Genomic DNA, 22,011 nt, shown 5'->3' on the forward strand with positions numbered 1-22,011 from the left:
GTGATCACGAACGATCTGTGACCGACTGGTTAAGTGTCCATCTGGCCGATTTCACCCAGTTTTCGGGGCCATTTCCGGATCGGAGGCCGGAGGGGCCGATGCTTCCGGGGGCTTCGGGGCGTCACTGGCCCACGCGCCCGGGCTGGAGCGTCCGGGTGAAGAGTACGTCCCCTCCCTGGCGGCGCAGGCGGACGGTGAGCTCCCCGCTGCCGCCGTCGATGTCGACCTCGCCGTAGTACGGAGGGTTCTCGGACGGTGACATGTTGGCGAAGGGGGCCGACTGTACGAAGGCCGTCTCCGGGCCGAAGGTGGCATCGAGCCGCCCGGCCGGGAAGCCGCCGGCACCGATCGGGCCGGACACGAACTCCCAGAACGGTGCGAAGTCGGTGAAGGCCGCCCGCTCGGGCGCGTAGTGGTTCGCGGCGGTGTAGTGGACGTCGGCCGTGACCCAGAGGGTGCCCGTGATGCGCTGGTGCTTGATGTGCCGCAGGAGTTCGGCGATCTGGAGCTCGCGGCCCAGCGGGGCGCCCGGGTCGCCCTGGGCCACGGCTTCGAAGTTCGCGGCCCCGTCGGGGACGACGATGCCCAGGGGCATGTCGGCGGCGATGACCTTCCAGGTGGCGCGGGAGCGGGACAGCTCGCGCTTGACCCAGGCCAGCTGCTCGGGGCCGAGGATGCCGATGGGGTCCTCGGTCTGGGTGCCGGGGGAGTTGGCGTTCCGGTAGGTGCGCATGTCGAGCACGAAGACGTCGAGCAGCGGGCCGTACCGCATCACCCGGTACATCCGGCCCTCGGCGCGGCCTCCGCGCAGGTCGGTGACGGGGAAGTACTCGCCGAAGGCCTGGCGGGCGCGGGCGGCGAGGGTGTCGGCCTCCTTGACGGTGTAGCGGGGGTCGTCGATGAGCTGGCCGGGGTACCAGTTGTTGCGCACTTCGTGGTCGTCCCACTGGGCGAGGACCGGGACCTGGGCGTTGAAGCCGAGCAGATTGCGATCGAGCAGGTTGTAGCGGAAGTTCCCGCGGAACTCGGCGAGCGTCTCGGCGACCTTCGCCTTCTCCTCGGTGGTGACGTTGCGCCAGAGGCTGCCGTCGCGCAGCGGCGCGGTGGCCTTGATCGGCCCGTCGGCGTAGATCGTGTCCCCGCTGAAGAGGAAGAAGTCGGGGTTGCGCAGCCGCATCTCCTCGAAGACGCGGTAGCCGCCGAGATCGGGGTTGATGCCCCAGCCCTGGCCCGCTAGGTCCCCGGACCACAGGAACCGCACGTCGTGGCGGCGGGAGACGGGTGTGGTGCGGAAGGTGCCGTGGACCGGCGCGGAGCTGCGGCGGGGGTCGTCGGGGTCCGTCAGGACGACCCGGTAGTGGATCTGCCGGCCGGGCGGCAGGTCGCGCAGCACGGTGGTTCCGGTGAAATCGCTCGACGGGCCGAGCAGCGGGCCGCGGTGGCGGCGTACGGCGTAGCGGAACGCCTCGCTCGGGGAGGTCTCGACGTACATCCGCGCCAGGCGGTCGGAACGGGTCCACACGGTGGCCGAGTGGGCGGTGATCTCGCCGGACTGGACGCCCCAGAGCGCGCCCGGCCGGCCGGAGCGGGCGAAGGCGGGGACGGCGAGCGCCGGGGCGGCGATCAGCGCCGAGGACAGGGCGAGGGAACCGCCGATGAGGGACCGTCGGGTGTGCGGGATCGATGCCATCGGTACGTCTCCTGGGGCCGGCGAGGACGGGTCGGACCAGCGTGCCGTCGCACACCGGCCCGGCCGCGTCGCCCACGCGAACCGCGGATGAACAGCCGTCAGCCGCTCATTCGTTCATCTGTTCAGATGCTTGGCCGTTCCAGCCAACTCGGCCGAATCGGGCGGTCCGGTCCGGTCCGGTCTGCCTGTCTGTCCGCCCGACCGGCCCGGTCGCCCGACCGGCCCGGTCGCCTGGCCGGTCCGGTCAGCCCGGCCGGTCCGTCCGTCCGCCCGGTCCGGCCCTTTCAGGCGGCCACGAGCCGCACGCTGCGGGCCGTGTCCAGCACCACTCGGGACACGAGCGCCGGATCGTCGTTCATCGGGACGTGGCCGCAGCCCGGGAGCCGGACCAGCCGGGCGCCGGGGACGGTGTGCTTGGCGCGGATGCCCTGGCGGCGCAGGAGCAGCCGGTCGCGGGTGCCCCAGGCGATGGTGACCGGCATGCCGGGCACGTCGTCCGTGAACCGTACGGAGCCGCCTGCGGCCAGGGTGTCCTCGAAGCCGGTGGCATCGCGTAGGGCGAGGGTCTCGGCGACGACCGCCTCGGCCGGACGGCGGGAGGGGCGGGCGTAGATGGTGCCGGTGAGCGCGGCGCGGCCGGCGGCGGTGCGCGAGAGCCGTCGTACGGCGGGCAGAGGTAGCGCCTTGGCGCCGGCGCGCATTGCGAGGAGGGTGGCGAAGGCGTAGCGGCGCTCGGCCTCGGTCCAGAACCCGGCGGGGGAGAGGGCGGTGACGGAGCGGACGAGGTTGCTCCGGCCCATTTCGAGGGCGAGCAGACCGCCGAGCGAATTGCCCGCGACGTGCGGGCGCTCGACGCCGAGGGCCGCGCAGAGCGCCCCGAGGGCCGGAGCCACGGTTCCCAGGGAATACGGAACGCCCTTGGGCAGGGGCTCCGAGGCGCCGAAGCCGGGCAGGTCGACGGCGATCACGTCGTGTTCGGCGGCCAGGATGTCGATCACCGGGTGCCAGGCTTGGAGGTGATGGCCTATGCCGTGCAGCAGGAGGAGCGGTTCGCCGGAGCCTTTGCGCTCGTAGGCGACGGTGGTGGGGCGGGGGCCGAGCGGCGAATCGATCGTGAAGGAGACCGTGGCGGTCATGCTGCTCCTCGTCGGTTGGACGCGTGCGAGACAGGATGTCAGTAGTGCCTACCGCCATGATTACCGTCCGGTAGCCCTTGACTACAAGCCTTCCGCGCCCACGAGAACATCCTATGAACGGCTTGATACGTATGCCCGTTCTGCCCGGCAAAGGTATGAGCATTGGTCTTGACCAAGGGGGTGTGCCGTCCTATCGTCGCAGGGATAGTGCAGGAACCTTTAATAAACAAAGGCGCGGAACTGCCGCTGGAACACACGGCGAGTGCAGCGATGGCAGGAGGAGTCAGGGTGGGGACCACGCAGCTCGAAACGGCACCGGAGCCGAAGTACTGGCACCTCAAGACCGTCCTCAGCGAGGCGCTCGACCAGGACTTCGCCGTCGGCGAGGTGCTGCCCAACGAGCGTGAGCTCGCGGCCCGTTTCGGTGTCGCCCGCGCGACGCTGCGTCAGGCGCTGGAGCAGCTGGAGCTCGAAGGCCGGCTGCAGCGCCGCCGTGGCGTGGGTACCACCGTCGCCCCGCCGCGTGTCGGTGTCGCCGTGGGCAGCGCGCAGCACAGTTGGCCCGGCGAGAGCGTCGACGGCTGGGAGCCGGTCGACGCGGCGGAGACCCTGCCGACGGCCGCGGTGCTGAAACTCCTCGGTACCGGGGGCGCCTTCGCCGCCGACCAGCCGGTGCACACGGTGCGCCGGACCCGGGTCACCCACGGCCAGGCCGTCGCCGCCGAACTGCTCTACGTCCCCGCCGCATCGGTGCCCGGACTCCCCGCCATCGAGGCCCCGGCCGGACCGGCCCGCGCCCGCGCCGTCCTGCGCGAACTGCAGCGGCTGGTGCTCGACGGCCAGGACCGCTCGGTGGAGCTCGGCTCCGCCCGTGCCGACGACGCCAAGGAACTGGACCGGCTGCCCGGCGCCCCGGTGCTCCTGGTCACCACGCGCTACTTCACCACCGCGGGCACGGCGGCGGTCTCGGTGGCCACCTACCGCGCGGACACCTGCCGCCTCACCTTCGGCGACTCGGGCAACGTCGAGATCACCCACGAGCCGCGCGTCGCCTCCTGACGCGGCCCGGGGCGGCTCCGGTCCCCGATCCTTCCGAGCATGCGGACGCGGCTACGGCCCGGCCCCAGCAGCTGCTGGGGCCGGGCCGTAGCCGCGTGTACGGGAGGGCGCGGGCGGGGTCAGCGGCGGGCCGTGACCGTCTTCTCCACCGCGAAGAGCTCCTCCTCCACGTGGTCCAGCGCGAGCCGGAGGGCGCCGGTCGCCACCGCGGCCTCGCCGAGCATGGACTGGGCCACCCTCGGCGGGCGCAGGCAGTAGCGCTCCAGCTCCTGGCGGAGGGGCTCCAGGACCCCGTCCAGACCGGCCGCCCAGCCGCCGACGACCACCAGCTCCGGATCCATCGCCAGGACCAGCGCCGCCACGTCGTGCACCAGCCGCTGCAGGAACCTTTCCACAGCGGCCACCGCCCGCTCGTCGCCCCGCTTGGCCATCGCGAAGACCTCGGCGACGGCAGCCTCGTCCAGCGGATGCAGCGGCTCACCGGTGGTCGACAGCAACCGCTCGGGCGTGACCTCACGGCCCAGCAGGTGCAGGGCGCCGATCTCGCCGGCCGCCCCGCCGAAGCCCCGGTGCAGCCGACCGCCGATCAGCGAGCCGGCGCCGGGGCTGAGCCCGGCCATCACGAACACCATGTCGCCGGTGTCCCGCGCGGCGCCCTTCCAGTGCTCGGCGACCGCTGCCGCGTTGGCGTCGTTCTCGACCTGGACCGGGCAGCGGAAGGAGCGCCGCAGCCGTTCCCCGAGCGGCAGTCCGGTCCAGCCGGGCAGCGCGGTGCCGAGGCGGACCGTGCCGTCCGCCTCCACGATCCCGGGACTGCCGACACCTACCGCCCGCAGCGAGTCCCGTGGCACGCCGGCGCGGCGCAGCAGATCGGCGACGGCCGCCCGTACCCGCTCCAGCCGCTCATCGGCGGACGCCGTCTCCGCGACATCCTTGGTGCCGGCACCGATGACGCGGCCGTCCAGCCCGGACAGCAGCACCGCGATCCGGTGCGAGCCGATCTCGATGCCCAGCAGGTGCCCCGCCTCGGTCCGGAAGCGGAACCGCCTGGCCGGGCGGCCCTGCCGCCGCGCGCCCTCCTCCGCATCCGCCTCGACGACGAGCCCGGTTCCGATCAGCCCCTCCACGACACCCTCGACGGTCGGCCGGGAGAGTCCGGTCAGCCGTGTGAGGTCGGTGAGGGTCGGCGATCCGGCCGTCCGCAGTGCGCGCAGCACCACGGCGGAATTGATCCGCCGGAGCAGAGAGGGGTCCCCGCCGGTCAGCTGCCCCAACGTGTGTCCTCCCAGGTAGCGAGCTTGTCAGCCGGATCGTACTGCCCGCCCGGTGAGTCGGCGAGAAGCAGCCCCCCATCGGCCGGAAGCAGACCTTCCCTCATGCGGGGGAGACGAACCCCGACTCGTACGCCGTGATCACCGCCTGCGTCCGGTCCCGCGCCCCCAGCTTCGCCAGGATCGCGCTGACGTGGGACTTGACCGTCTCCGTGCCGATGATCAGCTCGGCGGCGATCTCCACGTTGGTGAGCCCCCGCGCCATCAGCCGCAGGACCGCCTCCTCCCGCTCGGTCAGGGCGGCCCGCGCCAGCGCCGCCCGGGCCTGCCGGTTCCCGTACTCCGCGGCCAGGGCCCGCACGGCCGCCGGGAAGAGCAGCGTCTCGCCCTCCGCCACCAGCCGTACCGCGTGCACGATCTCCGAAGGCCGGGCCCGCTTCAGCAGGAACCCGTCCGCTCCCGCCCGCAGCGCCTGGTAGACGTACTCGTCGTTCTCGAAGGTGGTCACCACGAGGATCTTCGGCGGGGAATCCACCGTCCGCAGCACCGCACGGGTCGCCTCGATCCCGTCGAGGAGCGGCATCCGCACATCCATCGCCACCACATCCGGCCGCAACTGCCGGACCAGCGGGATCACGGAGGCCCCGTCGGCCGCCTCACCCACCACCTCGATGTCGGGCTGGGCATCCAGCACGGCGCGCAGACCCGCACGCACCAGGGGTTCGTCGTCGACGAGCAGTACGGTAACCGGCATCCGGTCAGCGTATTCGCTCCAGCGGCAGCCGGGCGCGCACTCTCCAACCGCCCTCGTACAGCCCGGTTTCGGCCTCTCCGCCGAGCAGTGCGGCCCGCTCCCGGATCCCGCGCAGGCCGCTGCCGCCGCCGACCGTGACCCCGGGGCGTTCCGGCAGCGGGTTCGTCACCTCCAGGTCCAGCCGGCCCGCGGCCATCTCCACCCGAATGCGCACCGGCACCGGGCCGCAATGACGCAGTACGTTGGTCAGCGCCTCCTGCAGGATCCGGTAACCCTCCCGGGTGACCGGTTCCGGCAACTTCTCCAGCGGCCCCGTCAGTTGCGCGTCCACCGCGGAGCCGGAGGCCCGGGCCGACTCCAGGAGCCGGTCGGCCTCCGCCAGCGTCGGCCACTGCGACGGCGGCCGTCCCGACTCCCGCAGCACCCCCAGCACCCGTTCCAGATCCTCCAGCGCGGCCCGGCCCGTCTCCTCGATCGCGCACAGGGCCCGGTCGGTGAAGGCGGGATCACCCGCGGCGCGCGCCGCACCCGCCTGCACGACGGCCACGGTGAGCGCGTGCCCGATGGAGTCGTGCAGTTCCCGCGCGATGCGGGTGCGCTCCAGCAGCTGCTCCGTGCGTGCCTCCAGTGCGGTCAGCCGTTCGGCGGCGGACGGGCTGAGCAGGCGGGAGGCGGCTGCGGTGATCAACTCGCCGAGCACGGCCACGATGGCGATGAGGACGACCAACGGCACGGGCACGAGCAGCGCGGCGGCCCAGCGCCCGGGCACGAACGGCAGGAAGTCGTCCGGACCCAGAGGGTGCCCGATGGCTATCGCGACGAGCTCCACGGCCATCGCCGACAGCCAGACCGTGGCGCCGAACGCACCTACCGCGACGACCATCCGGGTCTCCAGCCACAGCACGGTCCGCCAGCGGTCCCCCCAGTGGGCCGACGGAGCGAGGCTTATCGCGCTGTCGGAGGAGCCGCGGTCGTACGGTGCGAGCAGGAACTGCGCCTGAAGGCCTTCCGCCAGTCGCACCCAGGGCACCAGCCCGAACGGCAGGACGAGCAGCAGCGGCACCCAGGGCCACCGGGGCATGACGAACATCCATACCGCCAGCAGGAGCAGCGGCACGCACAGGTGCAACCAGCGTGAATAGGTCACCGGTTGGAACGGGGCGCGCAGCAGTCGGTTCATGACTCCATGGTGGCAGCGCCCTGTTCACGGGCGTCTCCCCCACGTGGGGGAGACGCCACCCTCGCATGGGGGAGGGGAGGGGGTGGGGCCGGCGGCGAGTCTTGAGCCATGAACAGCATCGAGATCCGAGAACTCACCAAGCGATACGGCACCCACCGTGCGGTGGACGGCCTCACCTTCGATGTCCTGCCGGGGCGGGTCACGGGATTCCTGGGCCCCAACGGCGCGGGGAAGTCCACCACGATGCGCCTGCTCCTGGGCCTGGACCGGCCCACATCCGGCACGGCCACGATCGGCGGCCTGCCCTACCTGGACCTGACGGACCCGCTGCACCGGGTGGGGGCGCTCCTCGACGCCCAGGCGGCCCACGGCGGCCGCACCGCCCACGACCACCTCCGCCTGCTCGCCGCGGCCGGCCGGATGCCGGCGCGCCGGGTGGACGAGGTACTGGAGCAGACCGGCATAGCCTCCGTCGCGAAGCGGCGGATCAAGTCCTTCTCGCTCGGTATGCGCCAGCGCCTCGGTATCGCCGCCGCTCTCATCGGCGACCCCGGAGTTCTCCTGCTGGACGAGCCCACCAACGGTCTCGACCCCGAGGGCATCATCTGGATCCGCGAGCTGATGCGCTCCCTCGCCGCCGAAGGACGCGCCGTCCTGGTCTCCAGCCATCTGATGTCGGAGACGTCGGCGCTGGCCGACCACCTGGTCGTGCTCGGCAAGGGCAAGCTCCTGGCCGACACCCCGTTGGAGGCGTTCATCGACGCCCGCAGCACCCCGAGAGCGCGCCTGCGGACCTCCGACCCGGGCCGGCTGCGGGCCGCACTGGCCCGGGACGGCTTCGAGCTGGAGGCCGCGGGCGACGGGCGGTGGAGCGTCGAAGGCATACGGGCCGAGCAGCTCGGTGGCCTGGCCGCCCGTGAGGGGGTGCCCCTGCTGGAACTGGCCGACGAGCGCGCCTCGCTGGAGCAGGCCTACCTCGATCTCACCGCCGATCACGCGCAGTTCAGCGCGGCCCGCTGACCGTCCACCCGCTCCCGTACCTCAGGAGGCTTCGCCATGAACGCCGCACTGCCCACGACCCCCGTACTGCACTCGGAATGGATCAAGATCAGGTCTCTCCGGGGCACCTTCTGGTCGCTGATATCCGTCCTCGTCCTCACCGTGGGCATCCAGGCGCTGGCGGCTGCGGCCCTGGGCCGGGCCGAGGAGGGCAGCATGGGGGACGACCCGCTCCTCGCGGCCTTCTACGGACTCAACTTCGGCCAGATAGCGGCCATCGCCTTCGGGGCCACCGCCTTCTCCGCCGAGTTCCACAACGGAGCACTGCGCACCAGCCTCACCGCTGTGCCCGACCGTACGCGGTTCTACTTGTCGAAGGTCTCGATGCTGGGCGCGCTCGCTCTCGTGGCCGGCCAGCTCGCGGGATTGCTCACCTTCGTGGCCGGTCAGTCGTTCATGGGCCCCGACGCACTTGAGCTGGGCGACCCCGGTACCGTGCGGGCCGTTGTCGGCTGCGGTCTCTACCTGACGCTCATGACGCTGTTCGCGGCCGGGCTCACGGCGGTGCTGCGCAGCGGGGTGGCCGTGCTGAGCATGCTCATACCCTTCGTCGTCATGGTGTCCTTCATCGTGGGCGCGGCGGCGACCGGGGTGGGACAGTTCATGCCGGACCGGGCCGGACAGGCGATGATGCGCAGCCAGCAGTACGGCGACCTCGGTCCGTGGGCCGGGCTCGGAGTGCTGGCGCTGTGGGCGCTCACCGCGGTGCTGGGCGGCTGGCTGGCGGTGCGCCGCCGGGACGCGTGACGCCGGGCCAGTTGTCAGTGGCCCTCGGGATACTGACGGCATGACCACGGCAGAGCACCTCGACACGATCGACCGGCTCCGGGCGAAGGAGTTCCCGCCCGAGCCGGTCCGGACCGGAGGAAACAGCAGCGGCCCGGGATTCCACCTGGTCCAGCTCGCCAGGACGCGGGGCTTCTGGGACGACGACGGTTCGGGCCGGATCGAGGCGGCCGACCAGATCGGCGCCGACTACGGGGCGCTCGCCCAGGCCGCGACCGACCGGTGGGGGGAACCGCAGGTCTTCAGCCTGGGGACGCTGAGAGACCGCGGATTCGACGGGGAGGAGATACCTCAGCCGTGGGACGAGCTGGGCAACAGCACCGACCACGTGCACCTGTGGCGCGTCGGCGCCCACTGGCTGGTGGTCTACGTGGCGCAGTGGGCCGACGAGGACCCCTACCAGCTGATGGCAGGGGTCACGGTCACCGACCCGCCCTAGGGAGTGTCTTGGCGCTGGTCCTCGTCCGCCTCGGCAGCGGTGCGGAGGCGGGCGTATTCCTGGGCCATGGACTCGGCGGTCCAGTGGGCGTTGAGACCGCTCGGGTTGGGGAGGGCCCAGATGCGGGTGGAGCCGATGGTCCGCTCCTGGGGGCCGATCTGTGCCTTCTTCTCGCCGAAGGCGGTGCGGTAGGCCGTGACGCCGACGACCGCCAGCCACTGGGGGCGCAGCAGTTCCACCTTGGCCGTCAGGATGCGGCCCCCCTCGCGGAACTCCTCGGCGCTCAGCTCGTCGGCGCGGGCCGTGGCCCGGGCCACGACGTTGGTGATGCCGAGACGGTAGGTCAGCAGCTCTTCCTGCTCCGCGGGGGCGAGGCGGCGCGGGGTGAAGCCCGAGAGGTGCAGGACGGGCCAGAACCGGTTGCCCGGGCGGGCGAAGTGGTGGCCCGTCGCGGCGGAGAGGAGTCCGGGGTTGATTCCGCAGAAGAGCACACGCAGACCGCCCGCGACCACGTCCGGGAGGACGCGGTCGCGGGCGGCGTTCAGCTCGTCGGGGGTCAGAGGATCGACCCCGGCGCGTACCCGGCGGCCTCCGGGTGCTGCTTGGCGATCGCCTCGATACGGGAGACCACCACCGCGACCTGGTCGCCCGCGGCGCCCGTGAACGACAGCTTGTCGGCCATCAGGGCGTCGAGCTGGGCCCGGTCCAGCGGCATCCGCTCGTCGGCGGCCAGCTTGTCCAGCAGCTCGTTGCGCTCGGCGCCCTGCTCGCGCATGGCGAGCGCGGAGGCCACCGCGTGCTCCTTGATGACCTCGTGGGCGGCCTCGCGGCCCACGCCGGCCCGCACCGCGCCCATCAGGACCTTGGTGGTCGCGAGGAAGGGCAGGTAGCGGTCCAGCTCGCGGGCGACGACCGCCGGGAAGGCGCCGAACTCGTCGAGGACCGTCAGGAAGGTCTCCAGCAGGCCGTCGAAGGCGAAGAAGGCGTCCGGCAGGGCCACGCGGCGGACCACGGAGCAGGAGACGTCGCCCTCGTTCCACTGGTCGCCGGCCAGCTCGCCGGTCATCGAGGCGTAGCCGCGCAGGATGACCATCAGGCCGTTCACGCGCTCGCAGGAGCGGGTGTTCATCTTGTGCGGCATCGCCGAGGAACCGACCTGGCCGGGCTTGAAGCCCTCGGTCACCAGCTCGTGGCCGGCCATCAGGCGGATGGTCTTGGCGATCGACGACGGGGCGGCGGCCAGCTGCACCAGCGCGGTGACCACGTCGTAGTCGAGCGAGCGCGGGTAGACCTGGCCGACCGAGGTGAAGGCCTGGGCGAAGCCGAGGTGGGCGGCGATCCGCTGCTCCAGGTCGGCCAGCTTGGCGGCGTCGCCGCCCAGCAGGTCGAGCATGTCCTGGGCGGTGCCGACCGGGCCCTTGATCCCGCGCAGCGGGTAGCGGCCCAGCAGGTCCTCGAGGCGGTCGTAGGCCACCAGCAGCTCGTCGGCCGCGGTTGCGAAGCGCTTGCCCAGGGTGGTGGCCTGCGCGGCCACGTTGTGGGAGCGACCGGCCATGACCAGCTCGGCGTGCTCGCCGGCCAGCTTGCCGAGGCGGGCGAGGACGGCGACCGTGCGGTCCCGGGCGAGCTCCAGCGAGAGCCGGATCTGCAGCTGCTCGACGTTCTCGGTCAGGTCGCGGGAGGTCATGCCCTTGTGGACGTGCTCGTGACCGGCGAGGGCGTTGAACTCCTCGATGCGGGCCTTCACGTCGTGCCGGGTGACCTTCTCGCGCTCGGCGATGGAGGCGAGGTCGACGGTTTCGAGGACGCGCTCGTAGTCGGCGAGGGCCTCGTCCGGGACCTCGATACCGAGGTCCTTCTGGGCGCGCAGCACGGCGAGCCACAGCCGCCGCTCCAGCGTCACCTTGTACTCGGGGGACCACAGGACGGCGAGCTCCGCGGAGGCGTAGCGGCCGGCCAGGACATTGGGGATGCGGGGCTTGGCAGTCACGTGGAGGGATTCTACTTGGGCCGCCGCTGTGTGTTTACGCAGGTAGGGCCACCGCTCGGGATTGTGCCTTGCTACGAGAGCGGCGAGTCCCCGTACGGCAGCAGCTCCGGGCGCTTGGCCGGGCGGCCGTCCCCGGAGGAGCGGCCCGTCAGGCGGCGGCCGATCCAGGGGAGCAGGTGCTGCCGGGCGAAGCTCAGGTCCTGGGCCCTGCGTACGGTCCAGCCCGGGGGAGCGGAGACGGGCAGTTCGGTGCGCCAGTCCAGTTCGGCGGGCAGGCCCAGCGCCTGCCAGACGGCCTCCGCCACCCGGCGGTGGCCCTCGGCGGTCAGGTGCAGCCGGTCGACGTCCCACATCCGGGGGTCCGCGAGCACGGAGGCCCCGTACAGGTCCACCACCACGGCGCCATGCCGGGCGGCGAGCTCCTCGATGACGGCGAAGAGCTCCTCCATGCGCGGCCGGAAGCGTTCCATCACCGGCCCGTTGCGCCCGGGGGAGCGCATCAGGACGAGGCGCTTGCAGGAGGGGGCGAGGAGTTCCACCGCCGACTCCAGGTGGTCGCGGACCCGGCCCATGTCCACCTTGGGGCGCAGGGCGTCGTTGAGGCCGCCCACCAGGGTCACCACGTCGGCGCCCATTGCCGCCGCCACGGGGACCTGGTCCTCGGCGATCTGGCCGATCAGCTTGCCGCGGACCGCGAGGTTCGCGTACCGGAAGCCCGGCTCCCGGGCGGCGAGGCGGGCGGCCAGCAGATCGGCCCAGCCGCGGTAGGAGCCGTCCGGAAGCAGGTCGGACATGCCCTCGGTGAAGGAGTCACCGATCGCGACAAAACTGGTGTAAGAGGCATTCATCTCCATGGCGGAGTGATGTTACCGCGCGGTACCCCGGCCCCGCAGGGCCGGGGACCGCACGCCTCGGAGGATCATGTGGACGCGGGCCTGCCGAACAGCTCCCGCAGCACGTCCTCCATCGTCACCAGGCCCGTCATGGCGCCGTCCGCCCCGAGCACCGCCGCCAGGTGCGTACGGCTGCGCCGCATCGCGGTCAGGGCGTCGTCCAGCGGGGTCTCCGCCCGCACCTGGGCGATCGGTCGCAGGGCCGACACCGGGAAGGGCTCGTCCCGTTCCTCGTCGTCCACGTCCAGGACGTCCTTCACGTGCAGGTAGCCCAGGATCTTGTGCTGCTCGTCGATCACCGGGAACCGGGAGTACCCGGAGTCGGCCGACAGCAGCTCCAGCCCGCCCGGGGTGATGCCCTCGCGGGCCGTGACGACCCGGTCCGCCGGCAGCACCACGTCGGTCACCGGCCGCCGGCCCAGTTCCAGGGCGTCGTGCAGGCGCTCGCTCGCCCGGTCGTCGAGGAGCCCCGCGTCACTGGAGTCCTTGACCATCCGGGCCAGCTCGTCGTCCGTGAAAGTCGCGCCGACCTCGTCCTTCACCTCCACCCGCAGCAGGCGCAGCAGGGCGTTGGCGAAGGCGTTGATCGTGAAGATCACCGGCCGCAGCGCCCGCGTGAGGGTCACGAGCGGCGGCCCCAGCAGCAGTGCGGTGCGCACGGGCTCGGCCAGCGCCACGTTCTTCGGCACCATCTCGCCGAAGAGCATGTGCAGGTACGTCGCGAGCGTCAGCGCCACCACGAAGGAGATCGCGTGGGTCACGCCCGCCGGTACCCCGACCAGGTCGAACAGCGGGGTCAGCAGATGGGCGATGGCCGGCTCCGCCACCACACCCAGCACCAGGGTGCACAGCGTGATGCCCAGCTGGGCCGCCGCCATCAGCGCCGACACGTGCTCCAGGCCCCACAGGACGGCGCGGCCGCGCCGGTCGCCCTGCTCGGCGTACGGTTCGATCTGGCTGCGCCGGACCGAGATCAGCGCGAACTCCGCGCCGACGAAGAAGGCGTTGACGACCAGGGTCGCCAGGCCGATCAGCAGCTGGATGACGGTCATCGGGCCTCCTCCGTTCCCTCGGCGGGTTCGGCCGGGGCGTGCAGCAGCACACGCGAGGCCCGGCGCCCGACGGCGTCCACCACGTCCAGGCGCCAGCCGTTCAGTTCCATCCGGTCGCCGACCGTCGGGATCCGGCCCAGCTCGGTCGCTATCAGGCCCGCCAGGGTCTCGTACGGGCCGTCCGGCACGCGCAGTCCGATCCGCTGGAGCTGGTCGGTGCGCGCCGCGCCGTCGGCGGAGTAGAGCAGGTGCCCGGCCTCGTCCGTACCGGCCGGGGCCAGATCCGGGGTCTCGTGCGGATCGTGCTCGTCGCGGACCTCGCCGACGACCTCCTCGACGATGTCCTCCAGCGTGGCCACGCCGGCCGTGCCGCCGTACTCGTCGATGACCACGGCCATCGTCTGCTTGCCGGACAGGCGGTCCAGCAGCCGGTCCACGGTCAGCGACTCCGGTACGAAGAGGGGCTCGCGCAGCAGCTGCGACACGGGACGGCGGCGGCGCTCCGCAGCCGGCAGGGCCAGGACGTCCTTGACGTGGACGGTGCCGACGACGGTGTCGAGACTGCCCCGGTACACCGGGAAGCGGGACAGGCCGGTGGCCAGCGTCGCGTTCGCGACGTCCTCGGCCGTGGTCTGCACGTCGAGAGCCGTGACCTGGACGCGCGGGGTCATCACGTTCTCGGCGGTCAGATCGGCGAGGTTGAGAGTGCGGACGAACAGCTCGGCGGTGTCCTTCTCCAGCGCGCCCGCCTTCGCCGAGTGGCGCGCGAGGGCGACCAGCTCCTGCGGGGTGCGCGCGGAGGCCAGCTCCTCGGCCGGCTCCAGCCCGAAGCGGCGCACCATGTGGTTCGCGGTGGTGTTGAGGTGGCTGATCAGGGGCCGGAACGCCCGGCTGAAGACCCGCTGCATGGTCGCCACGCGCTTGGCGATCGCGAGCGGGGAGGAGATCGCCCAGTTCTTGGGCACCAGCTCGCCGACGACCATCAGGACGACGGTCGAGAGCGCGGTGCCGAGGATCAGGGCGGCGGAGGAGGCGGTGGCGGCCGACAGGCCCATGGCCTCGAAGGGGCCCTGGAGCAGGGTGGAGATCGACGGCTTGGAGATCATGCCGATGACCAGGCCGGTGACGGTGATGCCGAGCTGGGCGCCGGAGAGCTGGAACGTCAGGGTGCGGACGGCGGCCAGAGCGCTGTCCGCGCCACGCTCGCCGCGCTCGACGGCTCGTTCGAGCTCGCTGCGTTCGACGGTCGTCAGCGAGAATTCGGCGGCGACGAAGACCCCGCAGACGATGCAGAGCACCAGTGCCACGACGAGCAGGAGCACCTCGGTCATCGGTCGATCACCTCCGTCCCATGATCGGCCAGGAGGCGGGGGATCGCGCGATGTCGCGAACGGGTGTGTCGGGGACTGGGAGGCTCGCCCATGGGCGGACGCTCACACCTTTCACTCAAGAGGGACCTTTCACCACATGGTAAAGGACGAGCAAAGGGGATGGATCATTCTTTTGGCGGAGCGCGCCCTGATGATGGGATTCGGCCATGACTGATCTTCATATCGGCTCCGCGTCGGCCGCAGACCTGGGCGCAGTTCTGGAGTTCTGGAAGACCGCCGCGGAGGGAACGAGTATCAGCGACGATCTCGCCGGGGTCGAGCGGCTGCACGACCGCGACCCCGGGGCGCTGCTGCTCGCCCGGCGCGACGGGGAACTCGTCGGCACGGTGATCGCAGGGTTCGACGGGTGGCGCTGTCACCTCTACCGGCTCGCCGTGCACCCCGGGTACCGGAGGCAGGGCATCGGGGCCGCGCTGCTGGCCGCCGCCGAGGAGCGGTTCGTGGCGCTGGGCGGGCGGCGCGGGGACGCGATGGTGCTCGATCGCAACGAGCGGGCGCACCGGGTGTGGGACGCGGTGGGCTACCGGCCGCAGGAGCAGTGGACGCGCTGGGTCAAGCCGCTCGGCTAGCCGCCGGTGCGGGTGCCGGTGCCGGTGCCGTGCCTGTGCCTGGGCCGGTGGGTGCGGCCGCCCGTGGTCGGGCGGCCGCACCTCAGGGATTCGGGGCTCCGCCCCGGACCCCGCGCCTCAAACGCCGGCGGGGCTGGGGTTGGGGGCTCCGCCCCGGGCCCCGCGCCTCAAACGCCGGCGGGGCTGGGGTTTGCGCCGGCGGGGCTGGGGTTGGGGTCGCCGGGGGTGGGGTTGGGGTCGGCGGGGCTGGGGTTTGCGTCGGCGGGGGTGAAGGGGGGTGGGGGCCAGGTGGACAGGAAGGATTCCGCCGACCAGGTCCCCGACAGGGGCGCGGCCAGCCAGGACGGGGCCGACGCGCGGAAGCGGTCCGGTGCGAGGGTTCCCGAGGCCTCCGGGACCGCGCCCAGCAGCGGCAGGCCCGAGGACTTCGTGAGGTCCGCCAGGTTGCAGCGGGCCGCCAGGTCCGGGTCCTTCGGCCAGCTGCCGACCACCACACCCAGCGGGGTCAGTTCCCGGGCCCGCAGGGCCTCCGCCGTGAGGGTGGTGGAGTTGAGCGTGCCCAGACCCGCCTGGGCGACGATCAGCGTCGGCGCGCCGAGCAGGCGGGCCGCGTCGGCCAGTGTGTTGCCCGACTCGTCGAAGCGGACGAGCAGCCCGCCCGCACCCTCCACCAGGACCAGGTCGTGGTCCAGCGACAGCCGCTGCGCGGCCTCCGCGATCTCTGCAGGGGACAGCGTCGCCAACCCCGAGCGGCGGGCCGCCGTGTCCGGGGCCAAGGGCTCCGGATAGCGCACCAGTTCCACCGCCGTGACGGAGGGACCGGCCAGCCGGACCACCTCCGCGGCGTCCCCCGGCTCCTGCGGGCCGACACCCGTCTGTGCCGGCTTGAGCACCGCCACCGATCGGCCGGCGGCCACCGCGGCGGCCGCGATCGCGGACGTGACCACCGTCTTGCCGATCTCGGTACCCGTCCCGGACACCATCAGTACGGACATCTCAGCCTTCCTGCGCCGCCGCGCACACCGCACGGCAGATACGGTCCACGTCCTCGTCACCGGTCACGAACGGCGGCATCACGTAGATCAGGTCCCGGAACGGGCGCACCCACACGCCCTCCCGCACCGCCGCCCGGGTGGCCGCCACCACGTCGATCTCATGGTCGAGCTGCACCACGCCGATGGCGCCCAGGACGCGTACGTCCTTCACCCCGGGGATGCCGGCCGCGGCCGACAGGCCCTCGCGCAGCCCCGCCTCGATCCGCTTGACGTCGGTCGCCCAGTCCTGGCCGAGCAGCAGCTCGACCGAGGCCAGGGCCACGGCCGTGGCCAGCGGGTTGCCCATGAAGGTCGGCCCGTGCGCCAGCACCGGGACCTCGCCCTGGGAGATGCCGCTCGCCACCCGCTCCGTGCACAGGGTCGCCGCCAGCGTGAGGTAACCACCGGTCAGCGACTTGCCCAGGCACATCACATCCGGGGTGATCCCCGCATGGTCGGCCGCGAAGAGCGCGCCCGTACGGCCGAAGCCCGTGGCGATCTCGTCCAGGATCAGCAGGACCCCGTACTCGTCGCACAGCTCGCGCAGCACCCGCAGGTAGCCGGGGTGGTGGAAGCGCATACCGCCCGCGCCCTGCACCACCGGCTCCACGATGACCGCGGCCAGCTCGTCCGCGTGCGCCGAGACCGTCGCGCGCAGGTGGTCGGCGTACGCCGGGTCCACGGGCGTGTCGAAACCGGAGGGCGGCGCGTCCGCGAAGACCTGCCGCGGCAGGTGACCCTGCCACAGCTCGTGCATTCCGCCGTCGGGGTCGCAGACCGCCATCGGCTGCCAGGTGTCCCCGTGGTAGCCGCCGCGCCAGGTCATCAGCCGGGTCTTGCCCGTCCGGCCCAGCGAACGCCAGTACTGCAGGCACATCTTGACCGCGACCTCGACGGACACCGAGCCCGAATCGGAGAGGAAGACGTGCTCCAGCCCCGGCGGGGTGATCTCGACGAGCTTCGCGGCGAGCCGGACGGCGGGCTCATGGGTGAGCCCGCCGAACATCACGTGCGACATCAGACCGAGCTGCGCGGTGGCGGCCTCGTTGAGCACCGGGTGGTTGTAGCCGTGGATCGCCGACCACCAGGAGGACATGCCGTCGACCAGCTCTTCGTGACCGTGTCCCTGGGACGGGTCGGCGAGCCGCAGCCGTACCCCCGAGGCGGAGGCGATGATCAGCGGCTCCTGCCGCCCGGGCATCGGGCCGTACGGGTGCCAGACGTGCTGCCGGTCCAGCGCGAGCAGTTTCGCGCCGGTGGCCAGCGGTCCATGCTGATCAGGCATTGGGGGCGATGTCCGTCCCCGCGCCGCGTCGGCGGACCGCGACCAGCTCCGGGCGGACCTCGCCGGCCTCGGCCTGGACCGGTACGGGTGCCTCGTCCGCCGGCGCGTGGCCGGAGCAGCCGCCGCACGCGGAGCCGCAGCCCGCGGCTTCGCCCTCGGCGGGCGCGCCCGAACCGCAGAGCGAGGCGCCGCCGTTCGAACCGCAGCCCCCGCCGGTGGCGGCGGCCGCGACGTCGGAGCGGTGCGCGGGAAGGGTCGACGTACCGGCGCCCTCCACCTCGAAACCGGCGTCCGCGATCATGTCGAGGTCGGCCTGACCGGCCTGGCCCTCACTGGTCAGGTAGTCGCCGAGGAAGATCGAGTTGACGATGTGCAGGGCCAGCGGCTGCATCGAGCGCAGGTGGACCTCGCGGCCGCCGGCGAGGCGGACCTCGACGTCGGGGCAGACGAACCGCGCCATCGCCAGGATGCGCAGGCAGCGCTGCGGGGTGAGGTTCCACTCCTTGGCCAGCGGCGTGCCCTCGAACGGGATCAGGAAGTTGACCGGCACCGAGTCCGCGTCCAGCTCGCGCAGCGAGAAGACGACGTCGACCAGGTCCTCGTCGCTCTCGCCCATACCGGCGATCAGACCGGAGCACGCGGACAGACCGGCGCCGTGCGCCTTCTGCACGGTGTCGACGCGGTCGGCGTAGGTGTGGGTCTTGGTGATCTGTCCGTACGTCGCCTCGGACGTGTTCAGGTTGTGGTTGTAGGCGTCCGCGCCCGCGTCCCGCAGTCGCTCCGCCTGGCCGTCCGAGAGCAGGCCGAGGCACGCGCAGACCTCGACGCCCTCGTTCTGCTCCTTGATCGCCGCGATCGTCTTGCCGACGCGGTCCACGTCCCGGTCCGTCGGCCCGCGGCCGCTGGCGACCAGGCAGACCCGCTTCGCGCCGCCCGCGACACCGGCGGCGGCGGCCTGGGAGGCCTCTTCGGGCTTCAGCCACGTGTACTTGAGGATGCCGGCCGTCGACCCCAGGCGCTGGGAACAGTAGGAGCAGTCCTCCGGGCACAGGCCCGACTTCAGGTTGACCAGGTAGTTCAGCTTGACCCGACGGCCGAACCACTGGCGGCGCACCTTGCCGGCCGCGGCCACCACGTCGAGCAGTTCGTCGTCAGAAGTCGCCAGTACGGCGAGCGCTTCTTCGCGGGTCGGCAGCTCTCGCCGCAGCCCCTTGTCCACCAGGGTGTTCAGCAGGTCCATGAACCCGATCCTGGACCACACCCCCGCTCCCGGCCAAGGAGAGATCGCACAACATGGCCGGATGGGTGTGTGTGTATCACCACACCTGGCGCAGCGGTCACGCGAGCTAGGGTCGGGGCAGGTCTGTGGACTGCCGACAAAACACGAGGACGTGCCGATGCCCGAGCTCACTCCCGACCCGGTGGACGTCTTCGCGTGGATCGACGACGCGGAGCGCGCGCGGGAGGAGGCCGGCCTCGTCCGCACGCTGCGCCCGCGGCCGCCGGCGTCGCCGCTGCTGGACCTCGCGAGCAACGACTACCTCGGCCTGTCCCGGCACCCCGAGACCGTCCGCGGGGCGCAGGAGGCGGCCGAGCGCTGGGGCGCCGGAGCCACCGGTTCGCGGCTGGTGACGGGTACGACCGAGCTCCACACCGAGCTGGAGCGGGAACTCGCCGCCTTCTGCGGCTTCGAGGCCGCGCTCGTCCTGTCCTCCGGCTACGCGGCCAACCTCGCCGCCGTCACCGCGCTCAGCGGGCGGGGCACGCTGGTCGTGTCCGACGCCGGGAACCATGCCTCGATCGTCGACGGCTGCCGGCTCTCGCGCGCCGAGACGGCCGTGGTCCCGCACGCCGACCCGGACACCGCACGCAAGACGCTCGCCTCGCACGAGGGCCGCGCGCTGCTGGTCAGCGATTCGGTGTTCTCCGTGGACGGGGACGCCGCCCCGCTGGCGGAGTACGCCGCCGCCTGCCGGGACGAGGGCGCCGCCCTGCTCGTCGACGACGCCCACGGGCTGGGCGTGCTGGGCGCGGGCGGTCGCGGCGCGCTGCACGCGGCCGGGCTCGCGGGCGCGCCGTACGTGGTCGCCACCCTGACCCTCTCGAAGTCCCTGGGCAGCCAGGGCGGAGCCGTGCTCGGCCCGGCCAAGGTGATCAGGCACCTGGTCAACACCGCCCGCACCTTCATCTTCGACACCGGACTGGCCCCGGCCGCCGCCGGGGCGGCGCTGGCGAGCCTGCGCCTGCTCCAGCGGGAACCGGAGCGCGCGGACCGTGCCCGCGAGGTGGCCGCCCAGCTGTACGGGCGGCTCACCGCGTCCGGCCTGACCGCGGCCCGGCCGGACGCGGCCGTGGTGTCGGTACGGGCCCCGTCGGCGTCGGCGGCACTGCGCTGGGCCGCCGACTGCCGCGAGGCGGGACTGTCCGTGGGGTGCTTCCGTCCGCCGTCGGTGCCGGACGGCATCTCCCGGCTGCGGCTGACCGCCCGGGCCGATCTCACGGGGGACGAGATCGATCGGGCGGTCGCGACGATCCTGGCGACCGCACCCGCGGGAGCCACGGACGGCCAGGGCCGGTAGGCCGTATCGGCCGGGGTCCTGGGCGTTTCCCGTGTGCTGGGCGTTTCCCGGGTGGTCCCGGACGGGGCTACGCGTGCGCGTCGGCCCGTACCGAGGCGAGGAAGCCGGTCCAGGCGGGCCCGGTGAAGAGCACGGCCGGGCCGTCCGTCCGCTTGGAGTCACGGACGGCGAGCAGGCCGCCGTCCAGGACGGCCGCTTCCACGCAGTTGTTCATTCCGGTGCTACGGCTGCTCCGCCGCCACCGCGCGCTGATCAGAAGTCCGCTGGTGGATAAGGGGGTTGCGGACACGGGGGTGCCTCCTTACGCGTCGTCAGCGAGTGAGCTGATGAGATCCGACGAGTCCTGGGGCGGGAGGGCGTGCGCCTGGATGGTGCGGAACGCGGCGCCGTACGCCTCAAGGTCTTCCTTCCGCTCCAGATAGAGGCTACTCGTCAAATGGTCGAGTACCACCACATCCAGATCAGCGATGTCCGGAAATGAAAAAATAACGAACGGTCCGGTCAGGCCGAGATGCCCTCCGACGCTGAACGGAAGTACCTGCAGGCGCACTTGAGGCAGCTTCGACACCTCCGCCAGGTGCCGCAACTGCTCGGCCATCACCCCGGGCCCGCCGATCTGCCGGCGCAGCACCGCCTCGTCCAGTACGGCGCTCAGCTCCAGCGGGGGATCGGCCCGCAGTACCGACTGCCGGGCCAGCCGTACGTCGACCAGCGCGTCCACCTTCGGCTCCGGCAGCCCGCCCAGCGCGGCCCGGGTCACGGCCCGCGCGTACCCGGGGGTCTGCAGCAGCCCCGGCACCACGGACAGCTCCACGGTGCGGGCCGACCTGGCCCCGGCCTCCAGGCTGATGAAGTCCCGGTACTCCTGCGGCAGCAGCCCCCGGTAGTCGTGCCACCACTGGCGGCCGCGCCCGGTGTCGCCCGCCGGACCGGGGCCGGCGGCCGAGGCCGAAAGCGCCTCCAGCAGCGCGCGCTGCTCGGGGCTCACGATCTCCCCGTAGGCGTCGAGGAGGAGCCGGATGTCCTCCGGCTTCACACCGCTGCGGCCTGTCTCGATGCGGCTGATTTTCGACTGGTGCCATCCCATGATCCGGGCCGCCTCACCACTGGTGAGTCCGGACCGGTCGCGCAGGGCACGCAGTTCCTCGCCGAGCTTGCGTCGGCGCACCGCGGGACCGTGCTGCACACCCGCCTCCTTCCACCGGCACAGCTCGCACCAGTCTGCCGTCCAAATACGCTCTTCCGTAGCAGAGTTCACCGCATCGAGCGACAGATATATGCATATCTTGGGGGAAAGGCAGATGTGACGGCACGATGGGTGGCACTCTGGCGTCCAGCACAGATCCGGGGCTTTTCGCCCCGGTGGGAAAGGGACCGTCGCCATGGCAGATCACCAGGAAGCATCCGTCACTCTGCCGAGCGATCCCGCCTCGGTCGCCACTGCCCGACGCTACGTCGCGGAGGTGCTGAGCGAATGGGGACTCCCCGATGACGCCGACACCGCCGACAGCGTCCGGCTGATCGTCTCGGAGCTCGCCACCAACGCCGTACAGCACACCTTCGGCCAGTCGCCCACCTTCACCGTCGACGTCCGGCTGGAGCGCCAGGAGTGGCTGCGCGTCGGGGTGACCGACAGCCACCCGCGCTGGCCCAAGCGGCTCCCGGCCGCCGTCCAGCAGGACAACGGCCGGGGCATGGTCATCATCCGCTGGCTGACGGCGGAGGCGGGCGGCCGGCTCTCGGTCGCCCCGACCGAGGACGGCGGCAAGACGGTGTGGATCGCGCTGCCCTGGAGTGTCGGGGCCCCGGCGCGGAGCGCCACCGGCTACTGACCTGCCGGGACC

General features: G+C 72.3%; 22 protein-coding genes. 7 read left to right on the top strand and 15 right to left on the bottom strand.

From position 1 onward, the window contains the following. Positions 1–121: 121 nt before the first annotated feature. Positions 122–1,690, bottom strand: coding sequence for an alkaline phosphatase D family protein (locus KO717_RS30490; protein ID WP_301372616.1), 1,569 nt, complete (start codon positions 1,688–1,690; stop codon positions 122–124). Between the two features lie 284 nt (positions 1,691–1,974). Beyond that, positions 1,975–2,826, bottom strand: coding sequence for an alpha/beta fold hydrolase (locus KO717_RS30495; protein ID WP_301372617.1), 852 nt, complete (start codon positions 2,824–2,826; stop codon positions 1,975–1,977). A gap of 288 nt (positions 2,827–3,114) precedes the next feature. Here KO717_RS30495 and KO717_RS30500 point away from each other — a divergent pair, with 288 nt between their 5' ends. Beyond that, a complete protein-coding gene (locus tag KO717_RS30500; RefSeq protein ID WP_301372618.1) occupies positions 3,115–3,885 on the top strand; it encodes a GntR family transcriptional regulator in 771 nt (256 codons plus the stop codon). Between the two features lie 119 nt (positions 3,886–4,004). On the opposite strand, the gene KO717_RS30505 is transcribed toward KO717_RS30500, so the two are convergent. From KO717_RS30505 to KO717_RS30515, 3 genes are all read right to left on the bottom strand, one after another. Further along, positions 4,005–5,159, bottom strand: coding sequence for an ROK family transcriptional regulator (locus tag KO717_RS30505; protein WP_301372619.1), 1,155 nt, complete (start codon positions 5,157–5,159; stop codon positions 4,005–4,007). A 100-nt stretch (positions 5,160–5,259) separates the two neighbouring features. After that, positions 5,260–5,910: a response regulator transcription factor gene (locus tag KO717_RS30510; protein WP_301372620.1), complete on the bottom strand. Its 651-nt coding sequence runs from the start codon at positions 5,908–5,910 to the stop codon at positions 5,260–5,262. Positions 5,911–5,914: 4 nt separating this feature from the next. Beyond that, complete coding sequence (locus KO717_RS30515) at positions 5,915–7,090, bottom strand: sensor histidine kinase (RefSeq protein ID WP_301372621.1); 1,176 nt, start codon at positions 7,088–7,090, stop codon at positions 5,915–5,917. Between the two features lie 108 nt (positions 7,091–7,198). Between KO717_RS30515 and KO717_RS30520 the strand changes: the two genes are divergently transcribed. The 3 genes from KO717_RS30520 to KO717_RS30530 are packed head-to-tail and all read left to right on the top strand — an operon-like array spanning position 7,199 to position 9,374. Then, on the top strand, positions 7,199–8,110 hold the full coding sequence (locus tag KO717_RS30520; protein ID WP_301372623.1) for an ABC transporter ATP-binding protein: 912 nt from the start codon (positions 7,199–7,201) through the stop codon (positions 8,108–8,110). A gap of 36 nt (positions 8,111–8,146) precedes the next feature. Continuing rightward, complete coding sequence (locus tag KO717_RS30525; protein WP_301372624.1) at positions 8,147–8,896, top strand: ABC transporter permease; 750 nt, start codon at positions 8,147–8,149, stop codon at positions 8,894–8,896. 40 nt (positions 8,897–8,936) lie between these two features. Then, complete coding sequence (locus KO717_RS30530; RefSeq protein ID WP_301372625.1) at positions 8,937–9,374, top strand: hypothetical protein; 438 nt, start codon at positions 8,937–8,939, stop codon at positions 9,372–9,374. Here KO717_RS30530 and mug read toward each other — a convergent pair. The 5 genes from mug to KO717_RS30555 all read right to left on the bottom strand — a co-directional run bounded on the left by mug (position 9,371) and on the right by KO717_RS30555 (position 14,640). Next, complete coding sequence (gene mug, locus KO717_RS30535; RefSeq protein WP_301374862.1) at positions 9,371–9,934, bottom strand: G/U mismatch-specific DNA glycosylase; 564 nt, start codon at positions 9,932–9,934, stop codon at positions 9,371–9,373. The two genes, KO717_RS30530 and mug, sit on opposite strands and share 4 nt — an antisense overlap. Beyond that, on the bottom strand, positions 9,931–11,364 hold the full coding sequence (gene purB, locus KO717_RS30540; protein ID WP_030008636.1) for an adenylosuccinate lyase: 1,434 nt from the start codon (positions 11,362–11,364) through the stop codon (positions 9,931–9,933). Before purB ends, mug begins: the two co-directional genes overlap by 4 nt. 71 nt (positions 11,365–11,435) lie before the next feature. Continuing rightward, positions 11,436–12,218 (bottom strand): SGNH/GDSL hydrolase family protein, encoded by a 783-nt coding sequence (locus tag KO717_RS30545; protein ID WP_301372627.1) that lies wholly within the window; start codon positions 12,216–12,218, stop codon positions 11,436–11,438. Between the two features lie 65 nt (positions 12,219–12,283). Continuing rightward, complete coding sequence (locus KO717_RS30550) at positions 12,284–13,309, bottom strand: hemolysin family protein (RefSeq protein ID WP_301372628.1); 1,026 nt, start codon at positions 13,307–13,309, stop codon at positions 12,284–12,286. Beyond that, complete coding sequence (locus tag KO717_RS30555; protein ID WP_301372629.1) at positions 13,306–14,640, bottom strand: hemolysin family protein; 1,335 nt, start codon at positions 14,638–14,640, stop codon at positions 13,306–13,308. The genes KO717_RS30550 and KO717_RS30555 overlap by 4 nt, the downstream gene beginning before the upstream one ends. A 206-nt stretch (positions 14,641–14,846) precedes the next feature. Between KO717_RS30555 and KO717_RS30560 the strand changes: the two genes are divergently transcribed. Then, entirely contained in the window at positions 14,847–15,269 is a 423-nt protein-coding gene (locus tag KO717_RS30560) for a GNAT family N-acetyltransferase (protein WP_301372630.1), read from the top strand. A 167-nt stretch (positions 15,270–15,436) separates the two neighbouring features. Here the strand turns inward: KO717_RS30560 and bioD are convergent, their stop codons facing one another. Genes bioD through bioB form a run of 3 tightly spaced genes read right to left on the bottom strand, consistent with a single transcriptional unit; the run spans position 15,437 to position 18,828 of the window. Next, the gene (gene bioD / locus KO717_RS30565; protein ID WP_301372631.1) at positions 15,437–16,264 is read right to left on the bottom strand and encodes a dethiobiotin synthase; all 828 of its coding nucleotides are present in this window, start codon (positions 16,262–16,264) and stop codon (positions 15,437–15,439) included. 1 nt (position 16,265) lies between these two features. Continuing rightward, complete coding sequence (locus KO717_RS30570) at positions 16,266–17,588, bottom strand: adenosylmethionine--8-amino-7-oxononanoate transaminase (RefSeq protein WP_301372632.1); 1,323 nt, start codon at positions 17,586–17,588, stop codon at positions 16,266–16,268. After that, positions 17,581–18,828: a biotin synthase BioB gene (gene bioB, locus KO717_RS30575; protein WP_301372633.1), complete on the bottom strand. Its 1,248-nt coding sequence runs from the start codon at positions 18,826–18,828 to the stop codon at positions 17,581–17,583. Before bioB ends, KO717_RS30570 begins: the two co-directional genes overlap by 8 nt. A 157-nt stretch (positions 18,829–18,985) precedes the next feature. Between bioB and KO717_RS30580 the strand changes: the two genes are divergently transcribed. Continuing rightward, positions 18,986–20,167 (top strand): 8-amino-7-oxononanoate synthase, encoded by a 1,182-nt coding sequence (locus KO717_RS30580; RefSeq protein ID WP_301372634.1) that lies wholly within the window; start codon positions 18,986–18,988, stop codon positions 20,165–20,167. A 67-nt stretch (positions 20,168–20,234) separates the two neighbouring features. On the opposite strand, the gene KO717_RS30585 is transcribed toward KO717_RS30580, so the two are convergent. Continuing rightward, entirely contained in the window at positions 20,235–20,456 is a 222-nt protein-coding gene (locus tag KO717_RS30585; protein ID WP_301372635.1) for a DUF397 domain-containing protein, read from the bottom strand. Positions 20,457–20,468: 12 nt separating this feature from the next. Then, positions 20,469–21,353, bottom strand: a complete 885-nt coding sequence (locus tag KO717_RS30590) for a helix-turn-helix domain-containing protein (protein WP_030011134.1) — start codon at positions 21,351–21,353, stop codon at positions 20,469–20,471. Between the two features lie 196 nt (positions 21,354–21,549). Between KO717_RS30590 and KO717_RS30595 the strand changes: the two genes are divergently transcribed. Beyond that, a complete protein-coding gene (locus KO717_RS30595) occupies positions 21,550–21,999 on the top strand; it encodes an ATP-binding protein (protein WP_301372637.1) in 450 nt (149 codons plus the stop codon). Positions 22,000–22,011: the final 12 nt, after the last annotated feature.

The sequence above is a fragment of the Streptomyces xanthophaeus genome (assembly GCF_030440515.1).
Classification (GTDB): domain Bacteria; phylum Actinomycetota; class Actinomycetes; order Streptomycetales; family Streptomycetaceae; genus Streptomyces; species Streptomyces kutzneri.

Bases quoted from the DNA above. Each gene is read 5' to 3' on its own strand.
- KO717_RS30490 (WP_301372616.1), bottom strand. From the start codon at position 1,690: ATGGCATCGATCCCGCACACCCGACGGTCCCTCATCGGCGGTTCCCTC.
- KO717_RS30495 (WP_301372617.1), bottom strand. From the start codon at position 2,826: ATGACCGCCACGGTCTCCTTCACGATCGATTCGCCGCTCGGCCCCCGC.
- KO717_RS30510 (WP_301372620.1), bottom strand. From the start codon at position 5,910: ATGCCGGTTACCGTACTGCTCGTCGACGACGAACCCCTGGTGCGTGCG.
- KO717_RS30515 (WP_301372621.1), bottom strand. From the start codon at position 7,090: ATGAACCGACTGCTGCGCGCCCCGTTCCAACCGGTGACCTATTCACGC.
- KO717_RS30520 (WP_301372623.1), top strand. From the start codon at position 7,199: ATGAACAGCATCGAGATCCGAGAACTCACCAAGCGATACGGCACCCAC.
- KO717_RS30525 (WP_301372624.1), top strand. From the start codon at position 8,147: ATGAACGCCGCACTGCCCACGACCCCCGTACTGCACTCGGAATGGATC.
- KO717_RS30530 (WP_301372625.1), top strand. From the start codon at position 8,937: ATGACCACGGCAGAGCACCTCGACACGATCGACCGGCTCCGGGCGAAG.
- KO717_RS30545 (WP_301372627.1), bottom strand. From the start codon at position 12,218: ATGGAGATGAATGCCTCTTACACCAGTTTTGTCGCGATCGGTGACTCC.
- KO717_RS30550 (WP_301372628.1), bottom strand. From the start codon at position 13,309: ATGACCGTCATCCAGCTGCTGATCGGCCTGGCGACCCTGGTCGTCAAC.
- KO717_RS30555 (WP_301372629.1), bottom strand. From the start codon at position 14,640: ATGACCGAGGTGCTCCTGCTCGTCGTGGCACTGGTGCTCTGCATCGTC.
- KO717_RS30560 (WP_301372630.1), top strand. From the start codon at position 14,847: ATGACTGATCTTCATATCGGCTCCGCGTCGGCCGCAGACCTGGGCGCA.
- bioD (WP_301372631.1), bottom strand. From the start codon at position 16,264: ATGTCCGTACTGATGGTGTCCGGGACGGGTACCGAGATCGGCAAGACG.
- KO717_RS30570 (WP_301372632.1), bottom strand. From the start codon at position 17,588: ATGCCTGATCAGCATGGACCGCTGGCCACCGGCGCGAAACTGCTCGCG.
- bioB (WP_301372633.1), bottom strand. From the start codon at position 18,828: ATGGACCTGCTGAACACCCTGGTGGACAAGGGGCTGCGGCGAGAGCTG.
- KO717_RS30580 (WP_301372634.1), top strand. From the start codon at position 18,986: ATGCCCGAGCTCACTCCCGACCCGGTGGACGTCTTCGCGTGGATCGAC.
- KO717_RS30595 (WP_301372637.1), top strand. From the start codon at position 21,550: ATGGCAGATCACCAGGAAGCATCCGTCACTCTGCCGAGCGATCCCGCC.